Here is a 23,852-nt window from a genome sequence, read left to right as displayed (position 1 = left end):
CGGCCGACGGCTGCCCGGCACGCATTCGCCTTGTGCACAGACTGTTCCCCGGGCCGGTTCGACTCCCGACCGGACGCCGGTGAAGCCCGCGGAGACCTTGACAGCACTATGCCGCATCGGTAAGCATCCGTGCAATGCGCAATGCTATGTTGCATTGCAAACCTCGTTGGCCGCCCGGCCGATCGCGGTGCGCACTTGGTGCGCCGGTCATCCGTGATCGCCGAGAAAGGTTCGAAGATGAACAGGAGTCGCGACCGCCTTCGTGCGGCCGGGATGGCGCTGACGTGTCTGACACTGGTCCTTGCCACCTCGTGCGCACCCCCGCTCGGTCGCCCTTCGAAGTCGGTATTGCGTGTCGCCGAGACCACCGCACCGACCACTCTCGACCCGCAGGGCTCGGGCATCTTCAACGACCGGTTCGCCTGGCAGCTCTCCTACCAGTGTCTGCTCACCACGACCGCGGACGGCAGCGTCCGGCCCGAGCTGGCCACCCGATACCGGAAGTCGGCCGATGGCCTGCACTACACCTTCTCGCTGCGGCCAGGGGTGCGGTTCCACAACGGTGAACCGCTCACTTCCTCCGATGTCGTGTACACCTTCGACCGGCTCAGGCACAGTCCGGACGGCATCGACGACCAGATGTTCCCCACGCTCGCGGACACCGTCGCCGTCGACGACCACACTGTCCGGTTCGATCTGCGGAAACCGGATGCGGGCTTCACCAACAACATGGCGAACCCGCTGGTCTGGGGCTGTGCGATCCTGAGCAAGCGGGCCGGCGAATCCGAGAACCTGGCCGCGAACATGGTCGGAACCGGGCCATGGGCGCAGAAGTCCTACCGGGCCAACAGCGAACTCGACCTCGATCGCTTCGACGGATACTGGGGTGAACGCACCAAAACGCCACGGTTGACGGTGCTCTATGTGCCGAACCCCTCGACCCAGGTGAGCAACCTGCAAGCCGGCCAGGTCGACCTCATCTTCCCCGATGCGTCCGGTGTGGACAGTCTGCGCGGCGATGGCCGGGTCGCCGTCGAACGGGCACCGACCGATTCCACGATCTTCATGCAGATCAACAACATGACCAAACCCTTCGACGACATCCGGGTCCGCACGGCGCTCGCCCTGGCTCTGGACCGCGACCGGCTCGCCAGACAGGCCTATCGCGGTGCCACCCGGCCGAGCGGCTATCTCCCGCCCTCTGCCGAATGGGCACCGAAACCCGGCCAGCTGCCCCATTCCGCTCCGGACATCCGCAAGGCCCGGCAACTACTCGCCGAAGCGGGCTACCCGAACGGATTCGCCACCTCGCTGATGTACATCAGTGGCTACGACGTCGGCACCGACGACCTCGTCGCCGCGATCCAGAGCCAGCTCGCCGAGGTCGGCATCCGGGCCAGGCTCGATCCCCTGGAGCGCGGTGCCTGGGGCGACCGGCTCTCCGCTGCCGACTACGCGCTCAGCTGGAATGCCCAGTCCTACTACTCGAATCCCTACCAGTACGTCCAGCCGGCCGAAGGGCGCCAGGGCCCGGTGCCGCGGGCGCTGCGCCAGGAGCTCGACACGGCTATGCACGCCACATCCGATGCGGAATACCGGCGCGCGCTCGTCGCGGTGGAGAAAGAGGAGGCGAGAACCGTGTATCCCACACTCACACTGCTCGCGACCGATATGTTCGTGGCCTACGACAAGAGCCTGACCGGGGTCTCCGTGCCACCGAGCCAGAGCAGGACCTTCCTCGCACAGGTGCGGCATGGCTGATCCGCGAGCGGCGAGCACGCCGATCCTGACCGTCGAGGATCTCAGCATCCGCTACGCGGGTGCACCGGAAGACAGCCTGGCACTGGATCACGCCTCGTTCACCGTCGAGCGCGGCGACCGCGTCGGTCTCGTCGGCGAGTCCGGTTCGGGCAAGTCCACACTCGCCTCGGCGGTGCTGCGGATGCTCGCTCCGGGCGCGCAGCTCGCGTCCGGCCGGATCGAGTTCGACGGGGAAGATCTGCTCGGGCAGTCCGGCGAACGGATGCGGGCGCTGCGCAGCACACGATTGGCGCGCGTGCCCCAGGATCCGCTCGGCAGCCTCAATCCGGTGTTCACGGTCGGCCGCCAACTCGCCGACGTGGTGCGGGCACACCGTCCCGAGCGGATCGGCAGGCGAGAACTGCGCTCGCTGGTGGAGCGCGAGCTCACCAGTGTGGGAATCGGCGATGCCGCACTGAAACGCCGCAGCTTCGCCCACGAGCTCTCCGGGGGCATGCGTCAGCGTGTGGTGATCGCCATGGCACTGATCAACCGCCCCGACCTGTTGATCGCCGACGAGCCGACGACCGCGCTGGACGCGACCGTGCAGGCGCAGGTGATCGAACTACTGCGGGAACGGGTCGCCAGTGCCGATATGACGCTGATGCTGATCTCCCACGACATCGGCGTGATCTCCGAGCTGTGCACCCGCGTGCTGGTGATGTACCAGGGGCGGATCGTGGAGCAGGGCAGCACGAGGGAAGTACTCACCCGGCCTTCGCATCCCTACACCCGTTCGCTGCTCGATGCCGCACGCGGCCACACCGCGGCCGCAGTCTGAACCCGAGGAAGCCCAGTGACAACGTCAAACCAGAACGGCCAGGTGCTGTCCGTGCACGAGGCCGTCAAGCACTTCCCGCTCCGGCGGACCGTGCTTCGCGGTCCCCGGCCACGGGTCCATGCGGTGGACGGCATCAGCGTTTCCCTGGCCGCCGGGAGAACGCTCGGCGTCGTCGGCGAGTCGGGCTGCGGGAAATCCACGCTCGGCAGGCTCGTCACCGGGCTGGAGAGCGCCGATTCCGGCCAGATCACCATCGGCGAGGAGCAGCTGCCCGTCGGCCGGGCCAGCGGCACCGGAATCGTGCAGGCAGTGTTCCAGGATCCGGCGAGCGCACTCGATCCGCGGATGCGGGTCGCCGATTCCGTCGCCGAGGCTTTGCCCGGGCAACCCCGCGCCGAACGGGAAACACGCATCGCCGAGGCCTTCGAGGCCGTCGGCATCGCCGCCGAGCTGCGCGCCCGATTCCCCCACGAGCTCTCCGGCGGGCAACAACAGCGGGTGTGCATCGCGCGCGCGATCGTCAGCAGGCCCCGGCTCATTCTGCTCGACGAGGCGATCACCTCCCTGGACGCCTCGCTGCAGGCTCAGACCCTCGCACTGCTCGCTCGACTACAGCAGAACACCGGGACCGCTTATGTGTTCATCTCGCACGATCTGCGAGCGGTCCGCCGAATCAGCCACTCGGTGGCGGTGATGTACCTCGGCCAGATCGTGGAACAGGCCCCAGCGGCGGTGTTCGAGCACGGACTGCTGCATCCCTACTCCGTGGCGCTGCGTTCGACCGAACCGCGCATCCTCGATGAGGATTCCGGCCAGGAACCGGTCGAGCGCATCGTGCTCACCGGGGAACCGCCGAGCGCGGTCGATCCTCCGCGGGGCTGCCGGTTCGCGCCACGGTGCCCGCTCGCCGACGACCAGTGCCGGGCGAACGCCCCGCAGCTGCGCGAGACGGGCTCCGGCCACTTCGTGCGCTGTCACAAACCGGGCGGGCTCGCCCTGGTCCCGCGCGACCGGAACACCGAACCGACCGCAACGGACGTGGCCTCGTGATCCGGTACGTCGGCAAGAAAGTACTCGGCGCCGCCGCGGTGCTGTTCGTGCTGTCCGCGCTCGTGTTCATGGCCGGGCGCGGGCTGGCGCCCGGAAACCCCGCGATGACGCTCGCCGGTCCGAAAGCCTCGCCCGCCGACATCGCCGCCATCGAGCACAAACTCGGCCTGGACAAGCCGGTCTGGCAACAGTATCTCGACTGGCTCGGCAACGCCCTGCACGGCGACTTCGGCGTCTCTCCCATCTCCGGACAGGCCAATATCGAGGTGATCGGCCAGCAGGCGCCGGTCTCGTTCGAGCTCGCGGTCCTCGGACTGGTGATCGCCGTGGTCCTCGGGGTTCCGGTCGGCGTGATGACGGCCAGCCGAGCCGGAACGGCCGCCGACTGGACGATGCGCATCCCGCTGCTGGTGATCTTCGCCTTCCCCGCCTTCGTCTCCGGATCGATCGCCCTCTACCTCGCCACGCATTACCTGACGAACCTCTACTCGGCGAGCTACATCCCGCTGTCCCAAGCACCACTGGCGAATCTGCAGGCGATGCTCCTCCCGGCACTCGCGGTCGGCATCCCCACTGCTCCGCTCGTCGCCCAGATGACCAGGTCCTCGATGATCGAGACCCTCGCCCAGCCGCACATCGCCACCGCGCGGACCAATGGTATCGCCGAATGGCGCATCAAGTACCAGTACGCTCTGCGTGCGGCCCTTCCCCCGGTGCTCACGCTGATCGGGTTCATCTTCGGCCTGCTGGTCGGTGGCCTGTTCATCGTGGAGAAGATCTTCAGCCTTCCCGGTCTCGGCCGGGGCGTGCTGGATTCGATAACCAACCGGGACTTCGTCCAGGTGACCGGGCAGGCGCTCGTTCTCGCCGCCGCGTTCATCATCGGCAACCTCATCGTCGACCTGGTGCTGCCGCTCGTGGACCGGCGCATCCTTCGCAGGTAGTGGAAACGGAGTGAGCATGTCCTCGGTAACCGCGCAAGGCACACCGGTGACCAGGCGGCTGCGCTGGCCGTTTCGTGGAATCATCGCCAACTTCGCGATCCTGGTGATCCTCGCCTACCTCGTACTCGCCGTGCTCGGCCCGGTACTGGCTCCCTATGGACCGAACGACATCGGCGCCGGTCCGCAGCTGTCCACCCCCTCTGCCGCGCACTGGCTCGGCACCGACGGGCTCGGCCGTGACGTGTTCTCCCGGATCATCGCCGCGACCCGGCCCGCACTGCTCGCGGCCGTGATCGCGGTGGTCTTCGCGCTCGTACTCGGGACCGCGATCGGCATCGCCTCGGGTTTTCTCGGGCGGTTCTGGGACAGCGCGCTCTCCCGCATCGTCGACCTGCTTTTCGCCATCCCCGAGTACCTGCTCGCCATCCTGGTACTCGCGGTGATGGGCAGTGGACTGGTCAACGCCTCCCTGGCGATCGGGCTCGTCGTCATCCCCCGCTTCGCCAGGATCGCGCGCGGTTCCACGATCGAGGTCAACCAACGGCATTACATCGACGCGGCCAGGCTGTGCGGGCGCAGCCGGATCTGGATCATGCGCAGGCACATCCTCCCGAACATCGCCTCGCCGCTGGTGATCATGACCGCGATCAACCTGTCCACCGCCGAGGCCGCCTACGCCGCGCTGAGCTTCCTCGGATTCGGCAGCACACCACCGGATTCCGATTTCGGCAGCATGATCTCCTCATCGCAGCAGTACTTCCTGACCCATCCGTGGATCGTGGCCTTCCCCGCGATCGCCTTCGTGATCCTCGTAGTCGCGTTCAACCTGCTCGGGGACGCCATGCGGGACCGCCTCGATCCGCGCTCGCGCACCACCGCCGGTGCCTAGCACCAGACAGACCGCCCATCCCCGATCGACGAAGGAGAACCCAGTGGCCGATTTCGGCGAACTGCTCGACGAGCGGATCGACGCGATCCTCGAACGCCACGGCGTACCCGGTGCCGCCATCGGTATCCGGCACGCCGGAACCGAGATCCTGCGCGGCTTCGGGCACACCAGCGTGGCCAACCCGCTCCCGGTGGATCCGGACACGATCTTCCAGGTCGGCTCGATCTCCAAGACACTGCTCGGTTTCATCATCGGCAAGCTGCTCGACGAGGCCGAGGTGGGGCTCGACGATCCGGTGGCCCCACTGCTCGATCCCGAATCCGGCATCGATCCCCGGATCACCCTGCGCCACACCATCACCCACACATCCGGCATCGACGCGCAGAACATGATCGCCGACGCACCGAACCTCCTCGCCGGCCGCGCGAACGACTCGATCCAGGCCTCACTGCGGCACTTCGCACGGCGCCCGCTGCTGTTCGAACCGGGCAGTGATTTCTCCTATAGCGGACCGGGAATCATGGTCGCGGCCGCGGTCGTCGAACGAGTCACCGGCCGCGCCTACGCCGACGTGCTCCGCGATACCGTCCTCGTCCCCGCCGGAATGGAGATCACCTGCACCACCGCGGACGAGGCGATCCTGCGCCGGGTCGCCGCTCCGCACGGCCGCACCCCCGATGGCGAACCCGAGCTCTTGGTGGACCGGGGCTGGCAACGGCACTGGCAGTTGCCCGGTTGGGATGTTCCCGGCGGCGGGGTTCTCAGCACCGCACGCGAGCTGATGCGGTACGCCCGGTTCGTCACCTCCGATGCCGCACCCTCGCGACTGTTCGAGATACTCGCCGATCGTGGCCCACGTGGCGAGCACATCGGTCTCGCCTGGCACCTCGACGAGATCGAGGGCCACCCCAGCATGTCCCATGACGGGCTGACCATCGGCTACGCCTCCCGGCTGGTCCTGGTCCCCGCGCTGGATCTGGCCTACACCGTCCTCACCAACTCGCTCGAGGGCGGCGGCGTGGTCGCCGAAATCGATCGACTCATCAAGACCGAGGTCCTCGGCCATATACCGGGGCGGACACTGAGCCCGGTACCCGCGGAACTGGCCGAGGCACTCGCCGGAACCTACGACTGCGGCTTCTACGGCACCATGACCGTCGCCCCCGGGCGACACTCCGGCGAACTCCGGCTGATCGCGAACGCCGCGGCCACCGAACCGGGACAGTATGTGATCGACCTCGAATCCGCCGACCGAGTGCTGCAATGCGCACCGGACGCACTCATGATCATCGACGACGATGGTTCCCCCGTCTCTGATGTCCCCTTCGTCCAGGACAGGTACGGCCGGATCACCGCCATCCGCTGGCACGGACGAATCGCACACCGCACCGGAGCCTGAAGGTAGCCGCGGCGTTTGTCGTGGCTGAGGCGGGCTTGGTGTTGTCGTCGGCGGTGCAACCGTGACCAGGACCAGACGTGTTCGGCGGAGTCGGCGATTCCCGCGGTGATCGTGGGATGGCGTGCGGCGAACGATTCGGCGGTGACTGCTCTTCAAGGACGTGGCCGATGATGAACCGCTGTCTGGCAAGCACGATCAGGCGGGCCTGCCGCAGGTGCAATCCTCGACGGACGGGGGTGCTCATCGCCAGCTCCGTGACGGCCGCGAGGGCCGGTGACAGGTGCGCGGTGGAGACGACCCAGGCGCCGCCGGGATGGGTAAGGATCGCTTCTCGCATGCGTTGCGCCGCGACCGTCAGCCAGTCCCGCCAGGGTTCGCCCGCTGTCGGCCGACTCAGCTCTGTGAGGTCTTCGAGGGCGGCCTCGGCCGGTTCGTTGATCAGTTTCAACGCCAGCGTCACCTGCACTGTGTCGGTGTCCGCAGTCTGGCCAATCCGTTCGCAGGTGTCCAAGACGGAAATGATCTGGCTCGATGCCGAAATGTCATCACCGCTGTACGGTCGCCGATCAGTCTTCGAGGCGTTCGATGATTTTCACGATCTCGTCGAGGATCGTGAGGATTTTCGGGATGAGTCCCTCGATCTTGAACGCCCCCTCCACCGCTTTCGCGACGGCTTTCGCCGCGACCCCGCTGGCCCGCACGACCTCGCCCGTGGTCTGTTCGGGAATGGCCGCGGCCCCGACGACGGTCGCTGCCTCGGCCAGATCCTGCACGATCTGCCCGACAACGGCGGCGATGAGTTCTCTGATGAAGTCGTGCACGATGCCGACGAGTTCGCTGACGATGCGGACGAGTGTGGCCCAGGAGTGGCACATCACCCCAGCGGAGGCGAGGGCGCCGATCAGCTGCCGCGCGTGTTCCCGGTAGGCATCGGCGGCCTCACCCTGCCAGAACTGTACGGTCTGCTCGACCTTGTCCGCGTAGTTTTTGGACGCCTCCTGCAGTGCCCCGGCCATGTTCTCCCAGGTGTTGGCCACCGCGTTGACGGTGTCCTGATTCCCGGTCACCTCGTCGAGCAGTAACCGCAGTGGTTTGACATGTTCCAGCGCCCAGGACACGAGGGGCGCCACCGTGGTTCCGCCCCAGTCGCCTTCGGCAACGGCCACCCCGTAAGTGCCGAGGCTGTACCCGGCGGCGAACTGCTCGATCCAGTCGTGCACCTGCAGCTTTTCACCCTGCGCCGCCTTGTCGATGTTCTTGGCGATCGTGACCGCGTCATTGACCACCGGCGCCCCCTCGAACCAGTGGCTGAACCTGTCGAGGTCGGTCTTGTCCGTGGTGTAGCCCTGCCCCGGGGTGAACGGGTTCCACCACTGGGTACCGCCGTGGTCGCTGCCATCCTGGACGGGCGCGTAGTCACCCCATTCGAATCGGGAGTTCTTGTCGACGAGTGGATTATCCGAACCGGTCATGCCGCTCACTCCCCATCGAGCCGCTCGTGGAAGCTGCTGCGGCCTTGCGACCGCTGCCGCTGCTCGTACACCCGTTCCAGTTCCTGCTTGTTACGCCGTTCCTGACCGGCATAGTCGGTCGCGTTCTGCTCCAGCTTGGTCGCGCTCGTGCCGAGCACCCGATCGAGCCGCTTGATCAGGTCGAGATGGTGCTGCACATTGGCGCGCACGGCGATCGGAAACCCTTGGCAGGCAAGGCCGTAGGCATTGTCCCAGCCACCGGGTGTCACCTCGGTGCCCGCGTCGATCACCTGTTGGATCCGTGCGCGGACTTCGGCGATCGAGCTCGCGTGTTCGCGAAGCCGGTCCGGGTCGACGTGAAAACCCTTGTCGTTCATCGCGCGTCCTCCTGACCGCCGAACGCCTCGCGCAGCAGCGAGACCGCATGTTCGGCAGCGGCGTCGTGCGCACCGAACCGCTCCGCATAGACCTCCTCGGCCAGCTCAGGCAGTTTCGCGTACGCCCGCCGCACGCAGGCCAGGATCTCCGTGGAGAGTTCGGACCGCGACCAGCGATCGGCGCGCTCCCCGAGTTCGAGATCGCGCAACGTCCCGTTCGCCGCGACGGTGACCCGCACCTCGCCACGCGTGGACTCGGCGCTGACCGTCCGGTGCTCCAGGTCTTCTCTTGCCGCCCGCGCCCGTTCGTAACGCTGCTCGGCCTCCGCGACGATCCCGTCGATCCGGCTCTGTGCTTGCCGAAACGCCTCCTCCGAGGCCCAGGATTCAGTCATGACTCGCCTCCTGTCCGCAGGCCCGCCGACTGTCGGCGGACGATCCAGACCTGAGACCCACACGGCACCGGCAGGGGTTCCACCGGAGCATGCCTCGTAAGAAGTCCGAAAGAAACCCCGATGCGCAATTCGGTTCAGGAGTTGCAGCCAGGGAACTACACTACGTAGGTGGCCGCTGACAGCAACGGGCGTGTTGCCGGTCGGATAGCGGCTGCCCGCGGAAGCGAGGGAAAACGGCGGCGCGGGGCAAAGCCCTCGAAGAGTCGCCCATTCTTTCACCGCCATAATCGCCACCTGAGGAATGGGAGTGCACGCGAAGACAAACCCGCGAGACGGAGAATCCATGCCCGAGCCCGGTACCACGGCCGTCCTCGTCCTGCTCCCGGAAGCCGATCCGCTGCTCACACTGGCCGATCCGGGAATGACGCGGCCGGGCATTCCGGCGCACATCGCCCTTTCGTATCCGTTCCTGCCGCGGGACCAGGTCACCGATACCGTTACCGAGCGGATCGGCGTGCTGCTCGCGGGCACCGGTCCCTGTGAGGTGGTGCTCGAGGAAGTCACCACGGCACCGGGATTCGTCGCGGTGGACGCGCCTTCGCTGCAGCCGCTCGCCCACCGCTTGCGGGGCGCATGGCCGGAGCTGGTGCCCTACGGCGGACGGTTCGGTTCCGATCCCCGCACCCATTTGACGGTGGGTATGGGCGGCACGGAGCACGAAGCGGCGCTGCTCGCCGATCGGCTCGGCGAACAGCTGCCGGTGCGGGGCACGGTGCGCGAAGCGGTGCTCGTCACGCTCGGCGGCATGGGCTGGGAAACCCTGCACACGATTCCGTTGTGCTGAGGTGAGTCAGGACGCGGAATCCGGTTCGGCCGTGCTGCGTTCGAGGATGGCGCGCAGGTTCTCCCCGGTGATGGTGAAGTGCTCGCGCGCGATCCGGGCGGCCCGTTCGGCTTCCCCGGCGAGCACCGCTTCGGCGAGGGCACGGTGCTCGGCGAGCGATCGTTCGGTGAGGTTTCCGCTGTACGGCTCGATGGGGAAGCCCGCGGTGATCTCCTGCAGCAGCTGCCTGCTGTACACGGCGAGCGGCTCGTTGTGCGCCGCCCTGGCGATCGCCTCGTGCAGGCCCGCGCTCGTGCTGCGCACCTCGGCCGGTTCGCTTGCGGACTCGTAGGCCGCCAGTGCCGCCCGGATGTCGGCGGCTTCGTCCGCCCCACAGCGTTCCGCCGCGGTCCTGGCGATCAGCGATTCGATGAGGCAGCGGGTGTCCTGCAGGGTGTGCACCCGCTCCCATTTGGGCATCAAGGTGCGCCGCACCGCATCGGCGGATTCCGCGCGCCATCCGGTGCGCACGTAGTGGCCGCCGGAACGGCCGCGCACCACCTCGAGGCACCCGATCTCGCGCAGCCTGCCGACGGCGATGCGCACGGTCGGCCTGCTGACCCCGAGCTGTTCGGCGAGTTCACGTTCCGGGGGCAGCCGCTCACCGACGCTGAACTCGCCGAGCGCGATCGCGGTGAGCAACCGGTCGGCCACCTCATCGGCAGCGCTCGGTACCCGGACCGGCTCCAGACCGGCCTGTCCGGCCCGCCGCTGGCCCTGACCCATGCTCACCCTCCTGCCGCTGCTTCCCGTTCAGCATGCCAGGTCGGCCCGCCGAACGATTTTAAGGTCTTGTCTATTTACCTTTTATCGCTCAGGATGGGCGGGCACAAGAATCACGGGAAGAGGTGAGCATGGCGACGGACTCGCAGGCGGCGCGCGGAGCACCGGAATCCGGTGAACTCGCGGACTTCGGGTACACCCAGCAGCTCAAGCGCAGCCTCGGGCTCAAGGACCTGCTCGTCTACGGGCTGGTGTTCATGGCCCCGACCGCGCCGTTCGCGATCTTCGGCCCGGTGTTCAACGTCTCGCACGGCATGGTCCCGCTCGTGTACCTGATCGGCGTGCTGGCGATGATCTTCACCGCGCTGAGCTACCGGGAGATGTCCCGGGCCTTCCCGATCGCGGGCTCGGTGTACGCCTATGCCGGGCGCGGGCTCTCCGCCCCGGCCGGTTTCCTCGCCGGCTGGGCCATCCTGCTCGACTATCTGCTCATCCCCACCCTGCTCTACGTGACCGGGGCGGCGGCGATGTCCGCGATCGTGCCCGCGATCCCGGAACCCGCGTGGGTGGTGTTCTTCGTCGTGGTGAACACGGTGATCAACATGCTGGGCATCGAGACGACGGCGCGGGCGAACCGCATCATGCTCGCCGCCCTGCTGCTCGTGCTCGCGGCGTTCCTGGTGCTCGCGGTCATCGCGATCGTCCAGGGTGTCAACGGGGCACACTGGAGCACCGATCCGATCTTCAACCCGGCGACCTTCCATCCGGACATGGTCTTCGGCGCGGTCTCGGTGGCCGCATTGTCCTTCCTCGGTTTCGACGCCATTTCCACACTGGCCGAGGAAACCAAGGGCGGCCCCAAGGTGGTCGGCAGGGCGACCGTGCTTTCCCTGCTCATCGTCGCGGGCATGTTCATCGTGCAGACCTATCTGGCCGCGTTGTTGTTGCCGGGCAAGACATCCTTCGTCGGCACGGAAGCGATCAACGACGCCTTCTACGGGGTCGCGTATCTGGTCGGCGGTGGCACGTTCAAGGCGATAGCCGCGCTCACCGTGGCCCTTTCCGCCGCTCTCGCGGATTCGCTCGTGGCCCAGGCCGCCACCTCCCGGCTGCTGTTCGCCATGTCCAGGGACGGGCAGCTGCCCCGGTTCCTGGCCCATGTGCACCCGAAACGGCGCGTCCCGCAGCGCGCGGTGCTGCTCGTGGGCGGGCTGTCGGTGGTGCTCGGGATCGTGTTCGTCGGCCAGGTGGAAACCCTGTCCAGCCTGGTGAACTTCGGAGCGCTGGCCTCGTTCCTGCTGCTGCACGTCACGGTGTTCGGCTACTACATCGTCAAGCGCCGCACGCGCAGCTACGGCATGCACCTGGTGGTTCCGCTGATCGGTTTCGTGATCATCGGTTATGTGCTGTGGAACGCGGACCTGCACGCGAAGATCGGCGGACTGGTGTGGCTCGCGATCGGTTGCGTGATCCTGTTGGTGCGCAAGTTCACCGGTCGATCGATCAGCCTGGCGCAGCCGTCATGAGCGAGCTCGGGGACCACGCCTCGGTGTGGTGCGGGCGGCCCGGTCGTGCACCGGTGTTCGCCCACCGTGCTGAGATCGCGTACTACGCGGCGAGCCTGATGAAACTTCCGCTGCTGGCCGCCGCGTATCGAGCCGGTGCGCTGGACCTCGCAGAACGGGTACCGGTGCACGCGGAGTTCGCCTCGGCACACAGCGGCCGGTTCTCCCTCGACCACGCGGACGACAACGACGAGCAGCCCTGGGAGCTGCTCGGTCGCACGGCAACGCTCGGCTGGCTGTGCGAGCGGATGATCGTGGCCAGCAGCAATCTCGCCACCAATCTGGTGCTGGAACGGACCGGAATCCCCGCCGTGGCAACGGAATGCCCGCCAGGGATGCGGGTGCTGCGGGGTATCGGCGACGCGACCGCCTCGGCCGCCGGGATCAGCAACACCGTCACCGCGGCCTCAGTCGCCGCCCTGCTCGCGCGCTTCGCCGCGGACGAGGAACTGCTCGCCGTGCTCGACGCGGCGCAGTACCGCGACTGCATCCCGGCCGCCCTTCCGCCAGGGACCAAGGTGGGCAACAAAAGCGGCTGGGTGGACCGGTTGCTGCACGATGCCGCGATCATCCGCCCCGCCGACGCCCCGGCGTATGTGCTCGTGGTCTGCACCAGCGGGCTCGACGAGGGCACCGCGCTCGAACTGATCCACGAAGTGACCGCGACAACCTGGTCACTGCGCGCCGAGGAGCCGCATGCCGGTCACTGAGCTGCGCACCCACCGGGTCCGGATCCCGCTGCGTGAGCCGTTCGTCACCGCGGTGCGCCGGACCGACGCGGTCGAGGCGGTGCTCGTCGAACTGCGCGATGATCAGGGCAACCGTGGCTGGGGTGAGGGCACCGAAACCTGGCGGGTCACCGGGGAGAGCGGGCCGGGGATCACCGCGGCGCTCGAGGGACCGCTGCGCGAAACGGTGCTCGACAGGGATCCCGCGGACACCGAGGCACTGTGCCGGGACATCGAGCGCGCGATCGTGGCCAACACCTCCGCGAAATCCGCACTCGACTGCGCGGTGCACGATCTGGCCGCGGCCCGCAGTGGAGTGCCGCTCGTCCGGTTCCTCGGTGCCCGGCCGCGCACGATGCCGACCGATGTCACCCTCGCCGTCGGTACCACGGCCGCGATGGCGGAGACGGCGAACACCCGCACAGGCGAGGGATTCGGCACGCTCAAGATCAAGGTCGGCGATCGGGGCGAGGACGAACTGGACCGGCTGCGCCGCATCCGCGCGGCCGCAGGCCCCGAGGTACGGCTGCGGCTGGACGCCAATCAGGGCTGGACGGCCAAACAGGCGATCCGGCTGATCCGGCAATTCGAAGACGCCGGACTGGATGTGGAACTGGTCGAACAACCGGTCCCCGCCGGCGATCTCGACGGGCTCGCCCGGGTCACCGCGGCCGTGGACACACCGATCCTCGCCGACGAATCCGTGTGTGTGCCCGCCGATCTACTCGAACTCATCCGGCGCGGCGCGGCCGACATGGTCAACATCAAGCTGGCCAAATGCGGCGGACTGCGCCCGGCCCGCGCGCTCGCCGCGATCGCCGAATCCGCGGGCCTCGGCGTGCTTTTCGGTTCCATGATGGAAACCCACGTGGGTATCGGGGCCACAGCGGCACTCGCCGCGGCCACTCCCGGCGCCGATCCGGTACCCGATCTGGACGCCGCCTGGTGGCTGCGCCACTCCCCCGTGCTCGGCGGGATCGGTTACCACGGCAGTGAGATCACCATTCCGGACGCACCCGGTTCCGGTATCACCGGCCGCACCGAGGAGGTGTTCTAGGCAGGGACCCGATGATCGCGGCCAGCGTGGTTCCGGCCCGTAACAGGGCGAGGGAACGCGCGCCGATCGCTTCGATCCGTTCGTCCAGCGCGGCAAGGGACGGCTCGGTCTCACGCAGCCCGCGAATCGCCGTGAGTGCGCGCTGCACATCGGGGATGCGGTACCCGGCCGCGCGCAGTGCCGCGGTGATACGGGCCTCGTGAATCGCGGCGAGCGGATAGCTCCGGGCCGAACCCGCTGCGCTGGCGATCCGCTCGGGTTGCACGAGACCGGCGGTTTCCCAGAACCGCAGCGTGGAGGTGCGCACTCCGAGCGCATCGGCCAGTTCACGGATCGTCATCACGTCTTTTTCAGTGGGCACATCCGCTCCGGTGGCCGCCGCCTCCGTCACCGCTTCGGCGTGGATAGTCTGGAGGGCGCCCCGCGCGGCGCGGGCCTGTTCGCGCTCTTCGTTGAGCCGCGCGTGCAGAGAACACACCAGGGCGGCCGCCGCGTCCGGCGAGAGTGAGCGGATCTCGCGCATCGTCCTGCGGGCCGCCACCGGGCCCACCGCCGCGGCCAGGTCCCGGTAGGCGTGCAGATCGCGCACGTGCACCGGGGAGAACCGCCGGTACCCGTTGTCCGCGCGCTCCGCCGCCGGGATGACACCGATCGACTCCAGATCCCGGATCTGCTGGACTGAGTACCCGGTGGCGGCGGAGACGGCGGCGGTACTCAGCGCTCGACTCATGAACCCTCCATAAGCACTTCAACCTCATACTTGAACCATGAGTATGGAGCAGATCCTGGAAACCGCACGCGGGCTCGACGACGTTCTCGAGCTGGCGCCCACCGAAGGCAGCACCTTCCCCGAGATCGCCTGGGGTGACCGGTTCTTCTACTACGCCCCGGATGGACAGGTACCGCAGCGCGAACAGCCCTATGCCACCGTGGTCACCAAGAACTACCCCGGCGACACCCGCTCCGAGCTCGACCGGCCCGGTCGGCAGCGGCTGAACATCCACGTCGGCACACAGACGTTCACCGAGCTCATCGGCGAGGACCCGCGGACCGAGGGCGCTGAAGTCGACTTCGCGGCCGTGGACACCGTCCTTGCGCACCCGCTCTATCGCAGGCAGGGCTGGATCGCGATCGTCGACCCCGGTGAGCGCACCACGGACCTGGCAATCCGCCTCCTGCGCCGAGCGCACGAGGACGCCGCACGGCGGAAAGCTAGGATCGGACCGTGAGCTCGAATGTGGAGCGCGGTCGGGCGGTGGCAGGCGCGCAGACCCTCGACAGGGGAATCCGTGTGTTGTGGCACCTGGCGGCCAGGCCGGACGGCGAGACGGTGACCGAGATGGCGCACTCCTTGGGGCTCAACCGCAACGCGCTGCACCGGCTGCTGGAAACCCTGGCCGAGCATGATCTCGTGCGGCGCACCGAGGACAAACGCTTCCACCTGGCCTATGGACTGGTCGAGCTCGCCTCCTCGGTGGACAGTGGCCTTCGCGGTATCGCCTATCCGGTCATGGCCGAGCTCGCCGACCGGGTGGATGCCACCGCGAATCTGATGGTGCCGATCAGCGAGGACGAGGTGCAGGCGGTGCTCGTCGTGGAACCGCGCCTCGCCGCGGCGCACATCGCCTTCCGCACCGGGCAACGGCACGGGATAACCCAGGGCTCGGGTGGTATCGCGATCCTCGCCGGGCGCCCGGCCCGTCCCGGCGATGTTCCCGAAGTGGTCGAGGCTCGCGAACACGGTTACGCGGTCTCGCTCGGCCACATCATCCCCGGCGTCGTCGGGATCTCGGTCTCGGTGACCACCCCGCAGACGATGTCCGAGATGAGCGTGGGTGTCTCGCTCGTCGATCGGGAGGCCGTCGGCGAGGTCGCCCCGCATGTGGTGCGCGCCGCGGCCGATATCGGTGAGGCACTGCGGAATCCCCGCGCCAGGCTGCGCTGAGGACCGCGCTCAGCCGTAGACCGGATCGGTACGATCACGCGCCGAACGCACCCAGCTCGCGGGCAGTTCATCCGCGATCCGGCTCATCCGGTACTCGTCGAAGACCACGGTCCGCGCGGCGATGCGCCAGCACCCTGCGCGGTATTCGAACCGGTCCACATAACGGCAGCGGATGGTAGCCAGCAGCTGAGTGGTTTCGCCTTCGGCGAGCAGCTGGCGCAGATAGCACAGGCAGTACGATTCGACAGCGGCACTGTCCGCACCGGTGAATTCCACGAGAACATTGCTGATGAAATGCTGCGAGGAATCGATCGTGGCGTGCCTGGCCCGAATATCCTCGACCAGCCCCTCGGCGGTTCCCCGGTATCCGCCGTGATCGTCGATCGCCTCGGGGAAATAGCACGCGCGAATACCGTCGAAATCAAGCCGGTCTACCGCGCGCGCATAGGAATAGAGCACATTCTCGATCGCGATCCGGTCCTCGACCCTGGTCATCGGCGCTCCTTTGCTGCCTGTTTTCCCGCGATATACCCGAAAACCACGGCGTGCGCCACGGAGTTCCCACCGCCGACATACCGCTGCCCGAGCACTCCGCCCGCGGCCTCGCCCGCCGCGTACAGTCCGGGGACGGTCCGCCCTGCGGTGTCCTGTACCCGGGCCGCGCCGTCGATGCGCAGCCCGGCGTGGGTGCACACGAGCTCGGCGGGCAGCATCCGGACCGCGTAGAACGGTCCACTGTGGATCGGTTCGAGATGTGGGTCGACCCGTTTGGCGGCAAGGGTTTCGTGGCGGAGGAAGTCCTCGTCGTGCCCTGCGGGCAGCAGAGTGTTGAACCGGTGCACGCTGGCCGTGAGGTTCGCCGCGGGCACCTCGATGCACTCGGCCAGCCCGGTGAGGGTGTCCGCGCGGCGCACCACACCCTTCTCGGCTTCCTCGAGCACCCGGTCCGGGGTCCAGTCCGCGTATCCGTTCGGCAGCCCGGTCCGCGCGGACTCGTCGAACACCGCCCACACGAAACCGCCGTTGTCCGCGAGAATTCCCGGGCTCACCGCATACGGCGCGTCCTCGTCCATGCACCGGATTCCCGCGCGGTCGACATGGATCCGGGAGACCGGCGGGAAACCGCTCTGCCAGTGATGCATGCGCTGGAATTCCGCGGTCACCAGCAGCAGTCCCCATCCCTGGCCGAACAGGGCCAGCCCGTTCCGTTCGGCGAACCCGATGTGATCGCCCCTGCTCCCCGGGGCCGCGACCACGAACAGGTTCTCCCCCGCGATCCGCGTATCGGGGAAGAACCGCTCGCGCAGCACCGGATCCTGGGCGAGTCCGCCGCAGGCCACCACGACCGTGCCCGCGCTGACCCGCTCCCCGCCCACCACGACACCGCGCACGGCACCGTTCTCGACGACCAGATCATCGGCCCTGCTGCCGAGCGCGAGGTCGGCACCGAGCCGCCTGCGTGCCCGGTCCAGGGTCTGCACGAGGCCGTATCCCTGATCCTTGGGTACATGCCCGCGCCAGACATCCTCGACCCCGGCCCTGGTCAGCCCCGGCATGTGCGCATTGCCCGACTGCCGCGCGGGTATCTCCACGCCGAGTTCGAGCAACCATTCCAGCACCGGACCCGATTCGGCGCAGAATGCCTTGACCGGACCGGGAAGCACCCGCCACTGGTTGAGGTCCATGTAATGCTGGTACATCGCCGAAGGCGAGTCGGCGACACCGAGCCCGGCCTGCACACTGGTCGCCGAGGCGGTGAGCATGCCCGCGGAGAGCTGGGTGGATCCGCCGACCTCGTCCTCGGACTCCAGCACGAGCACCCGAAGTCCTTCCTGTGCCCCGGAAACGGCAGCGGCAAGGCCCGCCCCGCCCGCGCCGATCACCACCAGGTCGTAGTCGTCCATCAGGCGTGCTGCGATCCGCCGTCGACCGGGAGCACCGCGCCGGTCATGTACCGCGCGCTGTCCGAGAGCAGGAAATACAGCGCCCCGAACACCTCGATCGGCGCGCCCACCCGGTGCAGCGGGACCGCGCTGAGCGCGCGCTCGAGCGCTGCCGGGTCCTCCCGCACCCAGCGCGTCATCTCGGTGTCCACGAAACCGGGAGCGATGGCGTTGACCCGGATGCCGTCCGAACCGAGCTCCACCGCCATGCAACTGGTCAGGTGGCGCACCGCGGCCTTGGAGGAGTTGTACGCGGCCCTGGTCGCGCGCACCCGTACCCCCGCGACCGAGGCCATGTTCACGATCGCGCCGCCACCGTGCTCGCGCATGTGCCGCGCAGCGGTCTGCGCACCGTAGGCGACGCCGTTCACGTTGACCTGGTAGGTGGAGGTGAGCTGTTCCGGGGAGATCTCGGTGAACTCGGCCTGCGGGAAGATCCCGGCGTTGTTCACCCAGTAATCCACCCGGCCGAACTCGGCGAGCGCGGTCTGCAACAACCGCTGGTGCTGCTCGGCGACCGTCACGTCGATCTCCGCACCGAATACTCGCGCCGCCCCCTCGGTGCCGGTGAGCCGTTCGTTCACCTGCCCGGCAAGCTGTTTCATCGCGGCGCCGTCGAGGTCACCGCCGACCGCGTGCACACCGCGCCGGGCGAGTTCCTCCACGAACACCGCACCCATGCCGCGCGCCGCACCGGTGACCACGGCGACCTTGCCCACGGTCTCCGGGTAACGCGCGTACAGCGGGGCGGAATCGGTGCGCGCCGGGTTTTCCGTTGTCATCACTGATTTCCCTTCCAAATCTCGAACCTTCCTCAGTCTCGGGTGACCACGCGTTCGGCGACGCGGAGTGCGCCGTGTTCACGCAGCAGGTGGTCGTGGATGGTCGTCACCCGCTCGATGCGCACCGCACCGTCCTGGAGGGTGCGCACGATGAGCAGATTCGCCATGGCACGGCATTCATCGGGGCCGATCGAGTCCGCGATGCAGGCATTGGTGACGATGTGGTGCGCGCCAGGATTGTTCGCGGCGAACCGCTCGGCGAACCTGGTCAGCGCCGCCCTGCCGCGTACCGGTTCCGGATAGCTCGGCGAGGCGAACACCCCGTCCTCGGTGAAGGTGCGCGCCCAGTCGAGTGCCCGTCCCGAATCGATCGCATGTGCCTGCCCGCCGAGCAGTTCGAGTAGCTCGAAGAACTGTGCGCTCATACGGTCCCCGCCGCGAGCTCGGTCGTGATGCGGTGATAGATCCCGCCCGCGACGAGCGCACCGTCGACGACGAGTTCGGTTCCGTTGACATAGGAGGACTCCGGACCGAGCAGGAACGCGACGGTGTGCGCGATCTCCTCCGGGCTGGCAACCCTTCCCTGCGGCACCGAGCGCAGGCTCTCGGCGACGAACCGGCCGTCCCCGGAATGCAACAGCGGGGTGTCCACCAGTCCGGGATGCACGGAGTTGACCCGGATTCCCGCACCGGCGAATTCCAGCGCGGCGACCTTGGACAGCCCGCGCACGCCCCATTTGCTGGCGCCGTAGGAGGGGGAGAAGTACCCGAGCATGCCCGCGATCGAGGAAACGTTGACCACCGAGGCACCTTCGGCGCGAGACAGCGGCTCACGGAGGAACTTCATCCCGTAGAAGACACTGGAGAGATTGATGTCCATGACCCGGTGCCAATCCTCGACGCTGGTGTCCGCGATGCCGTTGCGGAAACTCACCCCGGCGTTGTTCACCAGTCCGTGCAGCACCTCCACCTCGGCGCGGATGTGTTGCCACGACTCGGGATCGGCGACATCGAGCCGATACGCGGTTCCACCGGTCTGTTCGGCGACGGTCTCGGCCGCGCCGAGATCGATGTCCGCGGCGAGGATCCGTGCGCCCTCATCGGCGAGCAGGATCGACTCGGCGCGACCCATTCCACTTCCCGCCCCGGTGACCAGGATGGTGCGTCCGGCGAAACGCGCGGTCATAACGGCAGTTCCTTTCCCTTGGTCTCCTTGACGAAGAAACACGCGATCAGGCTGATCAGCGCGCACACCACGAAATAGGCGGCGGGCGCGAGGGTATTGCCGCTCACGCTGACCAGCAGGGTGGCGATGAACGGCGCGGTGCCGCCGAGCAGCATGTTGGTGACGTTGTTGGCCAATGCGATGCCGCTGTACCGGAACCGGGCGCGCAGCAGCTCCGCGTACACGGTGAACGAGACTCCGTTGACGATGGAGACGCACACGAACAGCACCGCGGGCGCGAGGATCGCCAGGCCCGCCGGGCCATCGGACATCAGCATGAACATCGGCACACCGAGCACCACTGCGGCCGCGGATCCGAAGAGCAGCACCGGTTTGCGGCCGATGCGATCGCCGAGATAGCCGGAGACCGGCAGCGTGATCACCCCGAAGACCATGGCGATGCAGGTCGCGGTGAAAGCCAGCTGCGGTGAGCGTCCGCCCGCGGTCTGCAAATAGCTGGCGGCGTAGACCGAAGCGATGTAGTAGCCGCCCGTGATGAGCGCGCCGAGCCCGATGACGACGAGAATGTGCCGCCAGGATGTGCGCAACAGGGAGAACAGTGGCACCCGCTCGATTTCCGCCCGGTCGCGCATGTCCTTGAACTGTTCGGTTTCATCGAGGGAACTGCGGATCCACAGCCCGACGACCCCGATGACGAGGCTGAGCAGGAAGGGGATGCGCCACCCCCAGGCGGCGACCTGGTGCTCGCCGAGACCACTGGTCAGCGCCAGGGCCATCAGCGAGGCGACCAGCGATCCGATGTAGGTACCGGAATTGACCATCGAGGTCTGGAAGGCCCGCCAACGCCGCGGCGCGTGCTCGGACACGAAGGAGTTCGCCCCGCCGATCTCCCCGCCCGCCGCGAATCCCTGCAGGCAACGGGAAAGCGTGAGCAACACGGTCGCCCACACGCCGAGGGTCGCATAGGTCGGCAGGATTCCCATGATCGCGGTCGCCACGGCCATCAGGATGATGGTCCAGGTGAGCGCACGTTTCCTGCCGAACTTGTCGCCCATGTGCCCGAAGAAGATCCCACCGGGCACCCGGAGGAAGAAGGCGACCGCGAAGGTGGCGAACGTACCGAGCAGCCCCGCGGTCGAATCGCTTTTCACGAAGAAGTGCTCACCGATGACCGTGGCCATATAGCCGTAAATGCCGAAATCGTAGTACTCGACGATGGTGCCGAGGACAGCACCGCGGATGACCTTCGCGTGCGCCTTCGACGGTCTCGCGGGCACCTCGTCCACCACGGCGTCCGGGGAAACGGGTTTCGTCATTGACAACCCTTCTATGTTCACATAGTGAGCATCACGTTCGATAATTGAAGTATAAAAGGGCGATGATGGACGCGCAATGCCGCGAGATGCACGAATACCGGAAGCACAGGACCGGACGCCAGGTGTAGCCCACTCGATTCGCCGGCCGCGACCGGGGCGCAGTTCGCCGAACCGGCCGGGTCGGCCAGGACGCGAGAAGTGCGCTCCGCCCCCGAGAGCCGAGGACGGCTGATGCAGCCGGGCACGCACCAGCCGCGTGCAGAAGACGGCCGCCGAGAATTTCAGCGGCGTCCCGAACGAAGCCGCTGGTTAACCGAACAGGGTGCGCCACTCCTCGAGTGAACGCGGCCGGTAGACGAAGTTGGTGTCGCGCACCGTGGACAACGGCGCGGACGGCTCGGCGGAGTACTGGTGCCCTGGGTAGACCACCGGGTCACCGGGAAGATCCGCGAGCGCGCGCAGGCTGTGGTACATCTCCTCGGCGTTCCCACCGGGGAAATCGGTGCGCCCGCAGCCTTCCAAAAACAGGGTGTCCCCGGCGATGATCCGGTCCTCGAGCAGGAAACACTGGCTGCCCGGGGTGTGCCCCGGCGTGTGCAGCAACCGGATCGGAATCTCCCCGACGGTCACCACATCGTCGTGATCGTGGGTGATCAGATCGCTGGCGGACAGCCCGGTGACGGTCTGGACCCAGTCCCGCTCGGTCTGCTGCACGTGCACCGGAGCCGGCCTGCTGGCCATCAGCTCGGCGAGCCCGGCCAGGGTGAACCCCATCATCGACCCGCCGACGTGATCCGGATGGTGATGCGTGGCCAGCACCCCGGTCAGCCGCATGTCATCGGCGTCGAGCACGGCCAGCAGATCCTCGACCGCGTAGGCCGGATCGATCAGCACCGCCTCGCGCGTGACACGGTCACCGATCACATAGGCGAAGTTGAGCATCTGGGTCGCGATCGGGTCACCGGCGGCGAAGTCCCGGCCGGAGAGCAGCTGACGGAAATACAAGCGCTCGGACACGCCCCGACCCTACCGCCGCGCCCCCCGCCAGGGACAACGCCCGGGTGGGTGCCCTGCGCACCGTGCTCCCGGTCGAACCCGCCACCGCCGAGCACCTCGCCGCGCTGCACGGGCTGCGCCGCCGGATCGAGGATCGGCTGCACGACAGGAGAATCCGGCAGTGGCCGCGCGGCGAGGTCCCGCCCGAACGGATCGCCGCGCAGCTCTCCCGCGGGGAATGGCACGTACTGCGCCGTGCCACCGGGGTGGCCGCGGTCTGGGGCGGCCAAATACCGGGCGTGCCTGCGGGAGTTCTACCGGCGGCTCGGGTTCCGCGAGGTCGGCAGGCGCGAGTTCGCGCAGCTGAACACCGTGCTCGAGAAGCCGCTCAGTGCAGCGTCTGGATCGCGTCCTTGCTGAACGGGATCAGTTCCCGCTCGCGCCCCTCGAGGACCTTCTGACCCCATTCCGGATCGGCGAGCAGCGCCCGGCCGACGGCGACCAGGTCGAACTCGTCGCGCTCGAACCGGTCCAGCAACCGCTCGATGCTCTCCACTCCGGCGACCGCGCCGGTCAGCGAGTCCATGCCGAAGACCTTGTCCAGCCCGACCGAACCGACCGTGATGACGGGTTTCCCGGTCAGTTTCTTGGTCCAGCCCGCCACGTTCAGCTGTGCGTCGTGCTCCGGGAATTCCGGCTCCCAGTAGCGGCGCCCTGAGGCGTGGAAAGCGTCCACCCCGGCCTCCGCGATCGGGGTCAGCAGCGCGGAAAGCTGCTCGGGATCGGCGCCGAGCTTCGCGTCGTAGTTGTCCGCCTTCCACTGCGAAAACCGGAGTATCACAGGGAAATCGGCGGCGACCCGCTCCCGGACGGCGGCGGCGATATCGGCGGCGAACTTCGCCCGCGAGTTCCCGTACTCATCGCTGCGGCGGTTCGTGCGCTCCCAGAGGAACTGGTCGATCAGGTAGCCGTGCGCGCCGTGCAGCTCGATGCCGTCGAAGCCGATGCGCTCCGCCTGCTGCGCGGCCTCGGCGAACGCCTCGATGATGCGGTCCACCTCGACAAGGGACAGCGGTGTGCCCGCGCCTTCGGTGCCGTCCAGGGCGATCCCGGACGGGCCGACCGAGGGCGCCTCCGGGAACGGCGGCTTGCCCGCGGCGCGCTGAATGCCGACGTGCCACAGCTGCGGCATGATCTTGCCGCCCTCCGCGTGCACCGCTTCGACCACGCGCTGCCAGCCCGCCAGCTGCTGCTCGCCGTGGAACCGCGGCACGCTTTCCACGTCCCCGGCCGAAGGGTGATCGATATAGGTGCCCTCGGTGATGATCAGGCCGGTACCGGCAGCGGCACGCCGCGAGTAGTACCCGGCTACGTCCTCGCCGGGCACACCACCCGGAGAGAATGCCCTGGTCATCGGGGCCATGACGATCCGATTCGGCAATTCGGCCGAGCCGAGGGTGAACGGGCGGGCGAGGGCCGCGGCCGCGCGTGTCGACATAGTGACTGCTCCTGAGGTTCGCGCTGAGACTTCGTCGTGAAACTGCTCCTGTCAAAGATACATATCCGCGGCGAAAGCGCAACTGTGTCGAGTACCATTTACGGTGTGACGCCCGGCCCCGGG

The 23,852-nt window shown here is 67.8% G+C and carries 27 protein-coding genes; 13 read left to right on the top strand and 14 right to left on the bottom strand.

From position 1 onward, the window contains the following. The first annotated feature begins 237 nt into the window (after positions 1-237). From A37U_RS0135275 to A37U_RS0135250, 6 genes are read left to right on the top strand one after another with little or no spacing between them, the layout of a single operon-like run. Positions 238-1,761 carry an ABC transporter substrate-binding protein gene (locus A37U_RS0135275; protein WP_157183203.1) on the top strand — a complete coding sequence of 508 codons (1,524 nt, stop codon included), beginning with the start codon at positions 238-240 and terminating at the stop codon, positions 1,759-1,761. Next, on the top strand, positions 1,754-2,581 hold the full coding sequence (locus tag A37U_RS46895; RefSeq protein ID WP_020501377.1) for an ABC transporter ATP-binding protein: 828 nt from the start codon (positions 1,754-1,756) through the stop codon (positions 2,579-2,581). The genes A37U_RS0135275 and A37U_RS46895 overlap by 8 nt, the downstream gene beginning before the upstream one ends. Before the next feature lie 15 nt (positions 2,582-2,596). Further along, positions 2,597-3,631 (top strand): oligopeptide/dipeptide ABC transporter ATP-binding protein, encoded by a 1,035-nt coding sequence (locus tag A37U_RS46890; protein ID WP_083934158.1) that lies wholly within the window; start codon positions 2,597-2,599, stop codon positions 3,629-3,631. Continuing rightward, positions 3,628-4,575, top strand: coding sequence for an ABC transporter permease (locus tag A37U_RS0135260; RefSeq protein ID WP_020501375.1), 948 nt, complete (start codon positions 3,628-3,630; stop codon positions 4,573-4,575). The genes A37U_RS46890 and A37U_RS0135260 overlap by 4 nt, the downstream gene beginning before the upstream one ends. Before the next feature lie 16 nt (positions 4,576-4,591). Then, positions 4,592-5,464, top strand: a complete 873-nt coding sequence (locus tag A37U_RS0135255; RefSeq protein ID WP_020501374.1) for an ABC transporter permease — start codon at positions 4,592-4,594, stop codon at positions 5,462-5,464. 43 nt (positions 5,465-5,507) lie between these two features. Beyond that, entirely contained in the window at positions 5,508-6,863 is a 1,356-nt protein-coding gene (locus tag A37U_RS0135250) for a serine hydrolase domain-containing protein (protein ID WP_020501373.1), read from the top strand. Here the strand turns inward: A37U_RS0135250 and A37U_RS50570 are convergent. From A37U_RS50570 to A37U_RS52190, 4 genes are read right to left on the bottom strand one after another with little or no spacing between them, the layout of a single operon-like run. After that, on the bottom strand, positions 6,814-7,374 hold the full coding sequence (locus A37U_RS50570) for a TetR/AcrR family transcriptional regulator C-terminal domain-containing protein (protein ID WP_083934156.1): 561 nt from the start codon (positions 7,372-7,374) through the stop codon (positions 6,814-6,816). The genes A37U_RS0135250 and A37U_RS50570 overlap by 50 nt on opposite strands. Positions 7,375-7,429: 55 nt before the next feature. Further along, the gene (locus tag A37U_RS0135245) at positions 7,430-8,335 is read right to left on the bottom strand and encodes a WXG100 family type VII secretion target (protein WP_020501372.1); all 906 of its coding nucleotides are present in this window, start codon (positions 8,333-8,335) and stop codon (positions 7,430-7,432) included. A 5-nt stretch (positions 8,336-8,340) separates the two neighbouring features. After that, the gene (locus A37U_RS0135240; RefSeq protein WP_020501371.1) at positions 8,341-8,712 is read right to left on the bottom strand and encodes a type VII secretion target; all 372 of its coding nucleotides are present in this window, start codon (positions 8,710-8,712) and stop codon (positions 8,341-8,343) included. Continuing rightward, positions 8,709-9,107, bottom strand: coding sequence for a YbaB/EbfC family nucleoid-associated protein (locus A37U_RS52190; protein ID WP_020501370.1), 399 nt, complete (start codon positions 9,105-9,107; stop codon positions 8,709-8,711). Before A37U_RS52190 ends, A37U_RS0135240 begins: the two co-directional genes overlap by 4 nt. Positions 9,108-9,450: 343 nt before the next feature. On the opposite strand from A37U_RS52190, the gene A37U_RS0135230 reads away from it, so the two are divergent. Next, positions 9,451-9,951, top strand: a complete 501-nt coding sequence (locus A37U_RS0135230) for a 2'-5' RNA ligase family protein (RefSeq protein WP_020501369.1) — start codon at positions 9,451-9,453, stop codon at positions 9,949-9,951. A 6-nt stretch (positions 9,952-9,957) separates the two neighbouring features. On the opposite strand, the gene A37U_RS0135225 is transcribed toward A37U_RS0135230, so the two are convergent. Beyond that, positions 9,958-10,716 carry a FadR/GntR family transcriptional regulator gene (locus A37U_RS0135225; RefSeq protein WP_020501368.1) on the bottom strand — a complete coding sequence of 253 codons (759 nt, stop codon included), beginning with the start codon at positions 10,714-10,716 and terminating at the stop codon, positions 9,958-9,960. A 128-nt stretch (positions 10,717-10,844) separates the two neighbouring features. Between A37U_RS0135225 and A37U_RS0135220 the strand changes: the two genes are divergently transcribed. Genes A37U_RS0135220 through A37U_RS0135210 form a run of 3 tightly spaced genes read left to right on the top strand, consistent with a single transcriptional unit; the run spans position 10,845 to position 14,063 of the window. Beyond that, the gene (locus A37U_RS0135220) at positions 10,845-12,239 is read left to right on the top strand and encodes an APC family permease (RefSeq protein WP_020501367.1); all 1,395 of its coding nucleotides are present in this window, start codon (positions 10,845-10,847) and stop codon (positions 12,237-12,239) included. After that, entirely contained in the window at positions 12,236-12,988 is a 753-nt protein-coding gene (locus A37U_RS0135215) for a serine hydrolase (RefSeq protein ID WP_020501366.1), read from the top strand. Before A37U_RS0135220 ends, A37U_RS0135215 begins: the two co-directional genes overlap by 4 nt. Further along, complete coding sequence (locus A37U_RS0135210) at positions 12,975-14,063, top strand: dipeptide epimerase (protein WP_020501365.1); 1,089 nt, start codon at positions 12,975-12,977, stop codon at positions 14,061-14,063. The genes A37U_RS0135215 and A37U_RS0135210 overlap by 14 nt, the downstream gene beginning before the upstream one ends. On the opposite strand, the gene A37U_RS0135205 is transcribed toward A37U_RS0135210, so the two are convergent. Further along, entirely contained in the window at positions 14,035-14,793 is a 759-nt protein-coding gene (locus tag A37U_RS0135205; RefSeq protein ID WP_020501364.1) for a MerR family transcriptional regulator, read from the bottom strand. The genes A37U_RS0135210 and A37U_RS0135205 overlap by 29 nt on opposite strands. Positions 14,794-14,830: 37 nt before the next feature. On the opposite strand from A37U_RS0135205, the gene A37U_RS0135200 reads away from it, so the two are divergent. Both A37U_RS0135200 and A37U_RS0135195 read left to right on the top strand, forming a co-directional pair. Beyond that, complete coding sequence (locus A37U_RS0135200) at positions 14,831-15,292, top strand: DUF6194 family protein (RefSeq protein WP_040589470.1); 462 nt, start codon at positions 14,831-14,833, stop codon at positions 15,290-15,292. Continuing rightward, positions 15,289-16,008, top strand: coding sequence for an IclR family transcriptional regulator (locus A37U_RS0135195; protein WP_020501362.1), 720 nt, complete (start codon positions 15,289-15,291; stop codon positions 16,006-16,008). The genes A37U_RS0135200 and A37U_RS0135195 overlap by 4 nt, the downstream gene beginning before the upstream one ends. Before the next feature lie 9 nt (positions 16,009-16,017). Here the strand turns inward: A37U_RS0135195 and A37U_RS0135190 are convergent, their stop codons facing one another. From A37U_RS0135190 to A37U_RS0135160, 7 genes are all read right to left on the bottom strand, one after another. After that, complete coding sequence (locus tag A37U_RS0135190; RefSeq protein WP_020501361.1) at positions 16,018-16,503, bottom strand: nuclear transport factor 2 family protein; 486 nt, start codon at positions 16,501-16,503, stop codon at positions 16,018-16,020. Further along, entirely contained in the window at positions 16,500-17,912 is a 1,413-nt protein-coding gene (locus A37U_RS0135185) for an FAD-dependent oxidoreductase (RefSeq protein ID WP_020501360.1), read from the bottom strand. Before A37U_RS0135185 ends, A37U_RS0135190 begins: the two co-directional genes overlap by 4 nt. Further along, on the bottom strand, positions 17,912-18,733 hold the full coding sequence (locus A37U_RS0135180) for an SDR family NAD(P)-dependent oxidoreductase (RefSeq protein WP_020501359.1): 822 nt from the start codon (positions 18,731-18,733) through the stop codon (positions 17,912-17,914). Before A37U_RS0135180 ends, A37U_RS0135185 begins: the two co-directional genes overlap by 1 nt. Before the next feature lie 32 nt (positions 18,734-18,765). Further along, the gene (locus tag A37U_RS0135175; RefSeq protein WP_020501358.1) at positions 18,766-19,158 is read right to left on the bottom strand and encodes a nuclear transport factor 2 family protein; all 393 of its coding nucleotides are present in this window, start codon (positions 19,156-19,158) and stop codon (positions 18,766-18,768) included. After that, positions 19,155-19,919, bottom strand: coding sequence for an SDR family NAD(P)-dependent oxidoreductase (locus A37U_RS0135170; protein WP_020501357.1), 765 nt, complete (start codon positions 19,917-19,919; stop codon positions 19,155-19,157). The genes A37U_RS0135175 and A37U_RS0135170 overlap by 4 nt, the downstream gene beginning before the upstream one ends. Next, positions 19,916-21,235: an MFS transporter gene (locus A37U_RS0135165; RefSeq protein WP_020501356.1), complete on the bottom strand. Its 1,320-nt coding sequence runs from the start codon at positions 21,233-21,235 to the stop codon at positions 19,916-19,918. The genes A37U_RS0135170 and A37U_RS0135165 overlap by 4 nt, the downstream gene beginning before the upstream one ends. 309 nt (positions 21,236-21,544) lie before the next feature. Further along, positions 21,545-22,252, bottom strand: coding sequence for an MBL fold metallo-hydrolase (locus A37U_RS0135160; RefSeq protein WP_020501355.1), 708 nt, complete (start codon positions 22,250-22,252; stop codon positions 21,545-21,547). A gap of 44 nt (positions 22,253-22,296) precedes the next feature. Here A37U_RS0135160 and A37U_RS52185 point away from each other — a divergent pair, with 44 nt between their 5' ends. After that, the gene (locus A37U_RS52185) at positions 22,297-22,692 is read left to right on the top strand and encodes a hypothetical protein (protein ID WP_157183202.1); all 396 of its coding nucleotides are present in this window, start codon (positions 22,297-22,299) and stop codon (positions 22,690-22,692) included. Here A37U_RS52185 and A37U_RS0135155 read toward each other — a convergent pair. Then, complete coding sequence (locus A37U_RS0135155; RefSeq protein ID WP_020501354.1) at positions 22,620-23,729, bottom strand: NADH:flavin oxidoreductase; 1,110 nt, start codon at positions 23,727-23,729, stop codon at positions 22,620-22,622. The genes A37U_RS52185 and A37U_RS0135155 overlap by 73 nt on opposite strands. Positions 23,730-23,852: the final 123 nt, after the last annotated feature.

Origin of the sequence: Sciscionella marina DSM 45152 (assembly GCF_000379465.1) — a bacterium.
GTDB lineage: Bacteria > Actinomycetota > Actinomycetes > Mycobacteriales > Pseudonocardiaceae > Sciscionella > Sciscionella marina.
The sequence above is the reverse complement of the archived record's forward strand: the minus strand, read 5'-3'. Positions and strand labels throughout refer to the sequence as shown.

Bases quoted from the DNA above. Each gene is read 5' to 3' on its own strand.
- A37U_RS0135275 (WP_157183203.1), top strand. From the start codon at position 238: ATGAACAGGAGTCGCGACCGCCTTCGTGCGGCCGGGATGGCGCTGACG.
- A37U_RS46895 (WP_020501377.1), top strand. From the start codon at position 1,754: ATGGCTGATCCGCGAGCGGCGAGCACGCCGATCCTGACCGTCGAGGAT.
- A37U_RS0135255 (WP_020501374.1), top strand. From the start codon at position 4,592: ATGTCCTCGGTAACCGCGCAAGGCACACCGGTGACCAGGCGGCTGCGC.
- A37U_RS0135245 (WP_020501372.1), bottom strand. From the start codon at position 8,335: ATGACCGGTTCGGATAATCCACTCGTCGACAAGAACTCCCGATTCGAA.
- A37U_RS0135240 (WP_020501371.1), bottom strand. From the start codon at position 8,712: ATGAACGACAAGGGTTTTCACGTCGACCCGGACCGGCTTCGCGAACAC.
- A37U_RS52190 (WP_020501370.1), bottom strand. From the start codon at position 9,107: ATGACTGAATCCTGGGCCTCGGAGGAGGCGTTTCGGCAAGCACAGAGC.
- A37U_RS0135230 (WP_020501369.1), top strand. From the start codon at position 9,451: ATGCCCGAGCCCGGTACCACGGCCGTCCTCGTCCTGCTCCCGGAAGCC.
- A37U_RS0135225 (WP_020501368.1), bottom strand. From the start codon at position 10,716: ATGGGTCAGGGCCAGCGGCGGGCCGGACAGGCCGGTCTGGAGCCGGTC.
- A37U_RS0135220 (WP_020501367.1), top strand. From the start codon at position 10,845: ATGGCGACGGACTCGCAGGCGGCGCGCGGAGCACCGGAATCCGGTGAA.
- A37U_RS0135215 (WP_020501366.1), top strand. From the start codon at position 12,236: ATGAGCGAGCTCGGGGACCACGCCTCGGTGTGGTGCGGGCGGCCCGGT.
- A37U_RS0135210 (WP_020501365.1), top strand. From the start codon at position 12,975: ATGCCGGTCACTGAGCTGCGCACCCACCGGGTCCGGATCCCGCTGCGT.
- A37U_RS0135205 (WP_020501364.1), bottom strand. From the start codon at position 14,793: ATGAGTCGAGCGCTGAGTACCGCCGCCGTCTCCGCCGCCACCGGGTAC.
- A37U_RS0135200 (WP_040589470.1), top strand. From the start codon at position 14,831: ATGAGTATGGAGCAGATCCTGGAAACCGCACGCGGGCTCGACGACGTT.
- A37U_RS0135190 (WP_020501361.1), bottom strand. From the start codon at position 16,503: ATGACCAGGGTCGAGGACCGGATCGCGATCGAGAATGTGCTCTATTCC.
- A37U_RS0135185 (WP_020501360.1), bottom strand. From the start codon at position 17,912: ATGGACGACTACGACCTGGTGGTGATCGGCGCGGGCGGGGCGGGCCTT.
- A37U_RS0135180 (WP_020501359.1), bottom strand. From the start codon at position 18,733: ATGACAACGGAAAACCCGGCGCGCACCGATTCCGCCCCGCTGTACGCG.
- A37U_RS0135175 (WP_020501358.1), bottom strand. From the start codon at position 19,158: ATGAGCGCACAGTTCTTCGAGCTACTCGAACTGCTCGGCGGGCAGGCA.
- A37U_RS0135170 (WP_020501357.1), bottom strand. From the start codon at position 19,919: ATGACCGCGCGTTTCGCCGGACGCACCATCCTGGTCACCGGGGCGGGA.
- A37U_RS0135165 (WP_020501356.1), bottom strand. From the start codon at position 21,235: ATGACGAAACCCGTTTCCCCGGACGCCGTGGTGGACGAGGTGCCCGCG.
- A37U_RS0135155 (WP_020501354.1), bottom strand. From the start codon at position 23,729: ATGTCGACACGCGCGGCCGCGGCCCTCGCCCGCCCGTTCACCCTCGGC.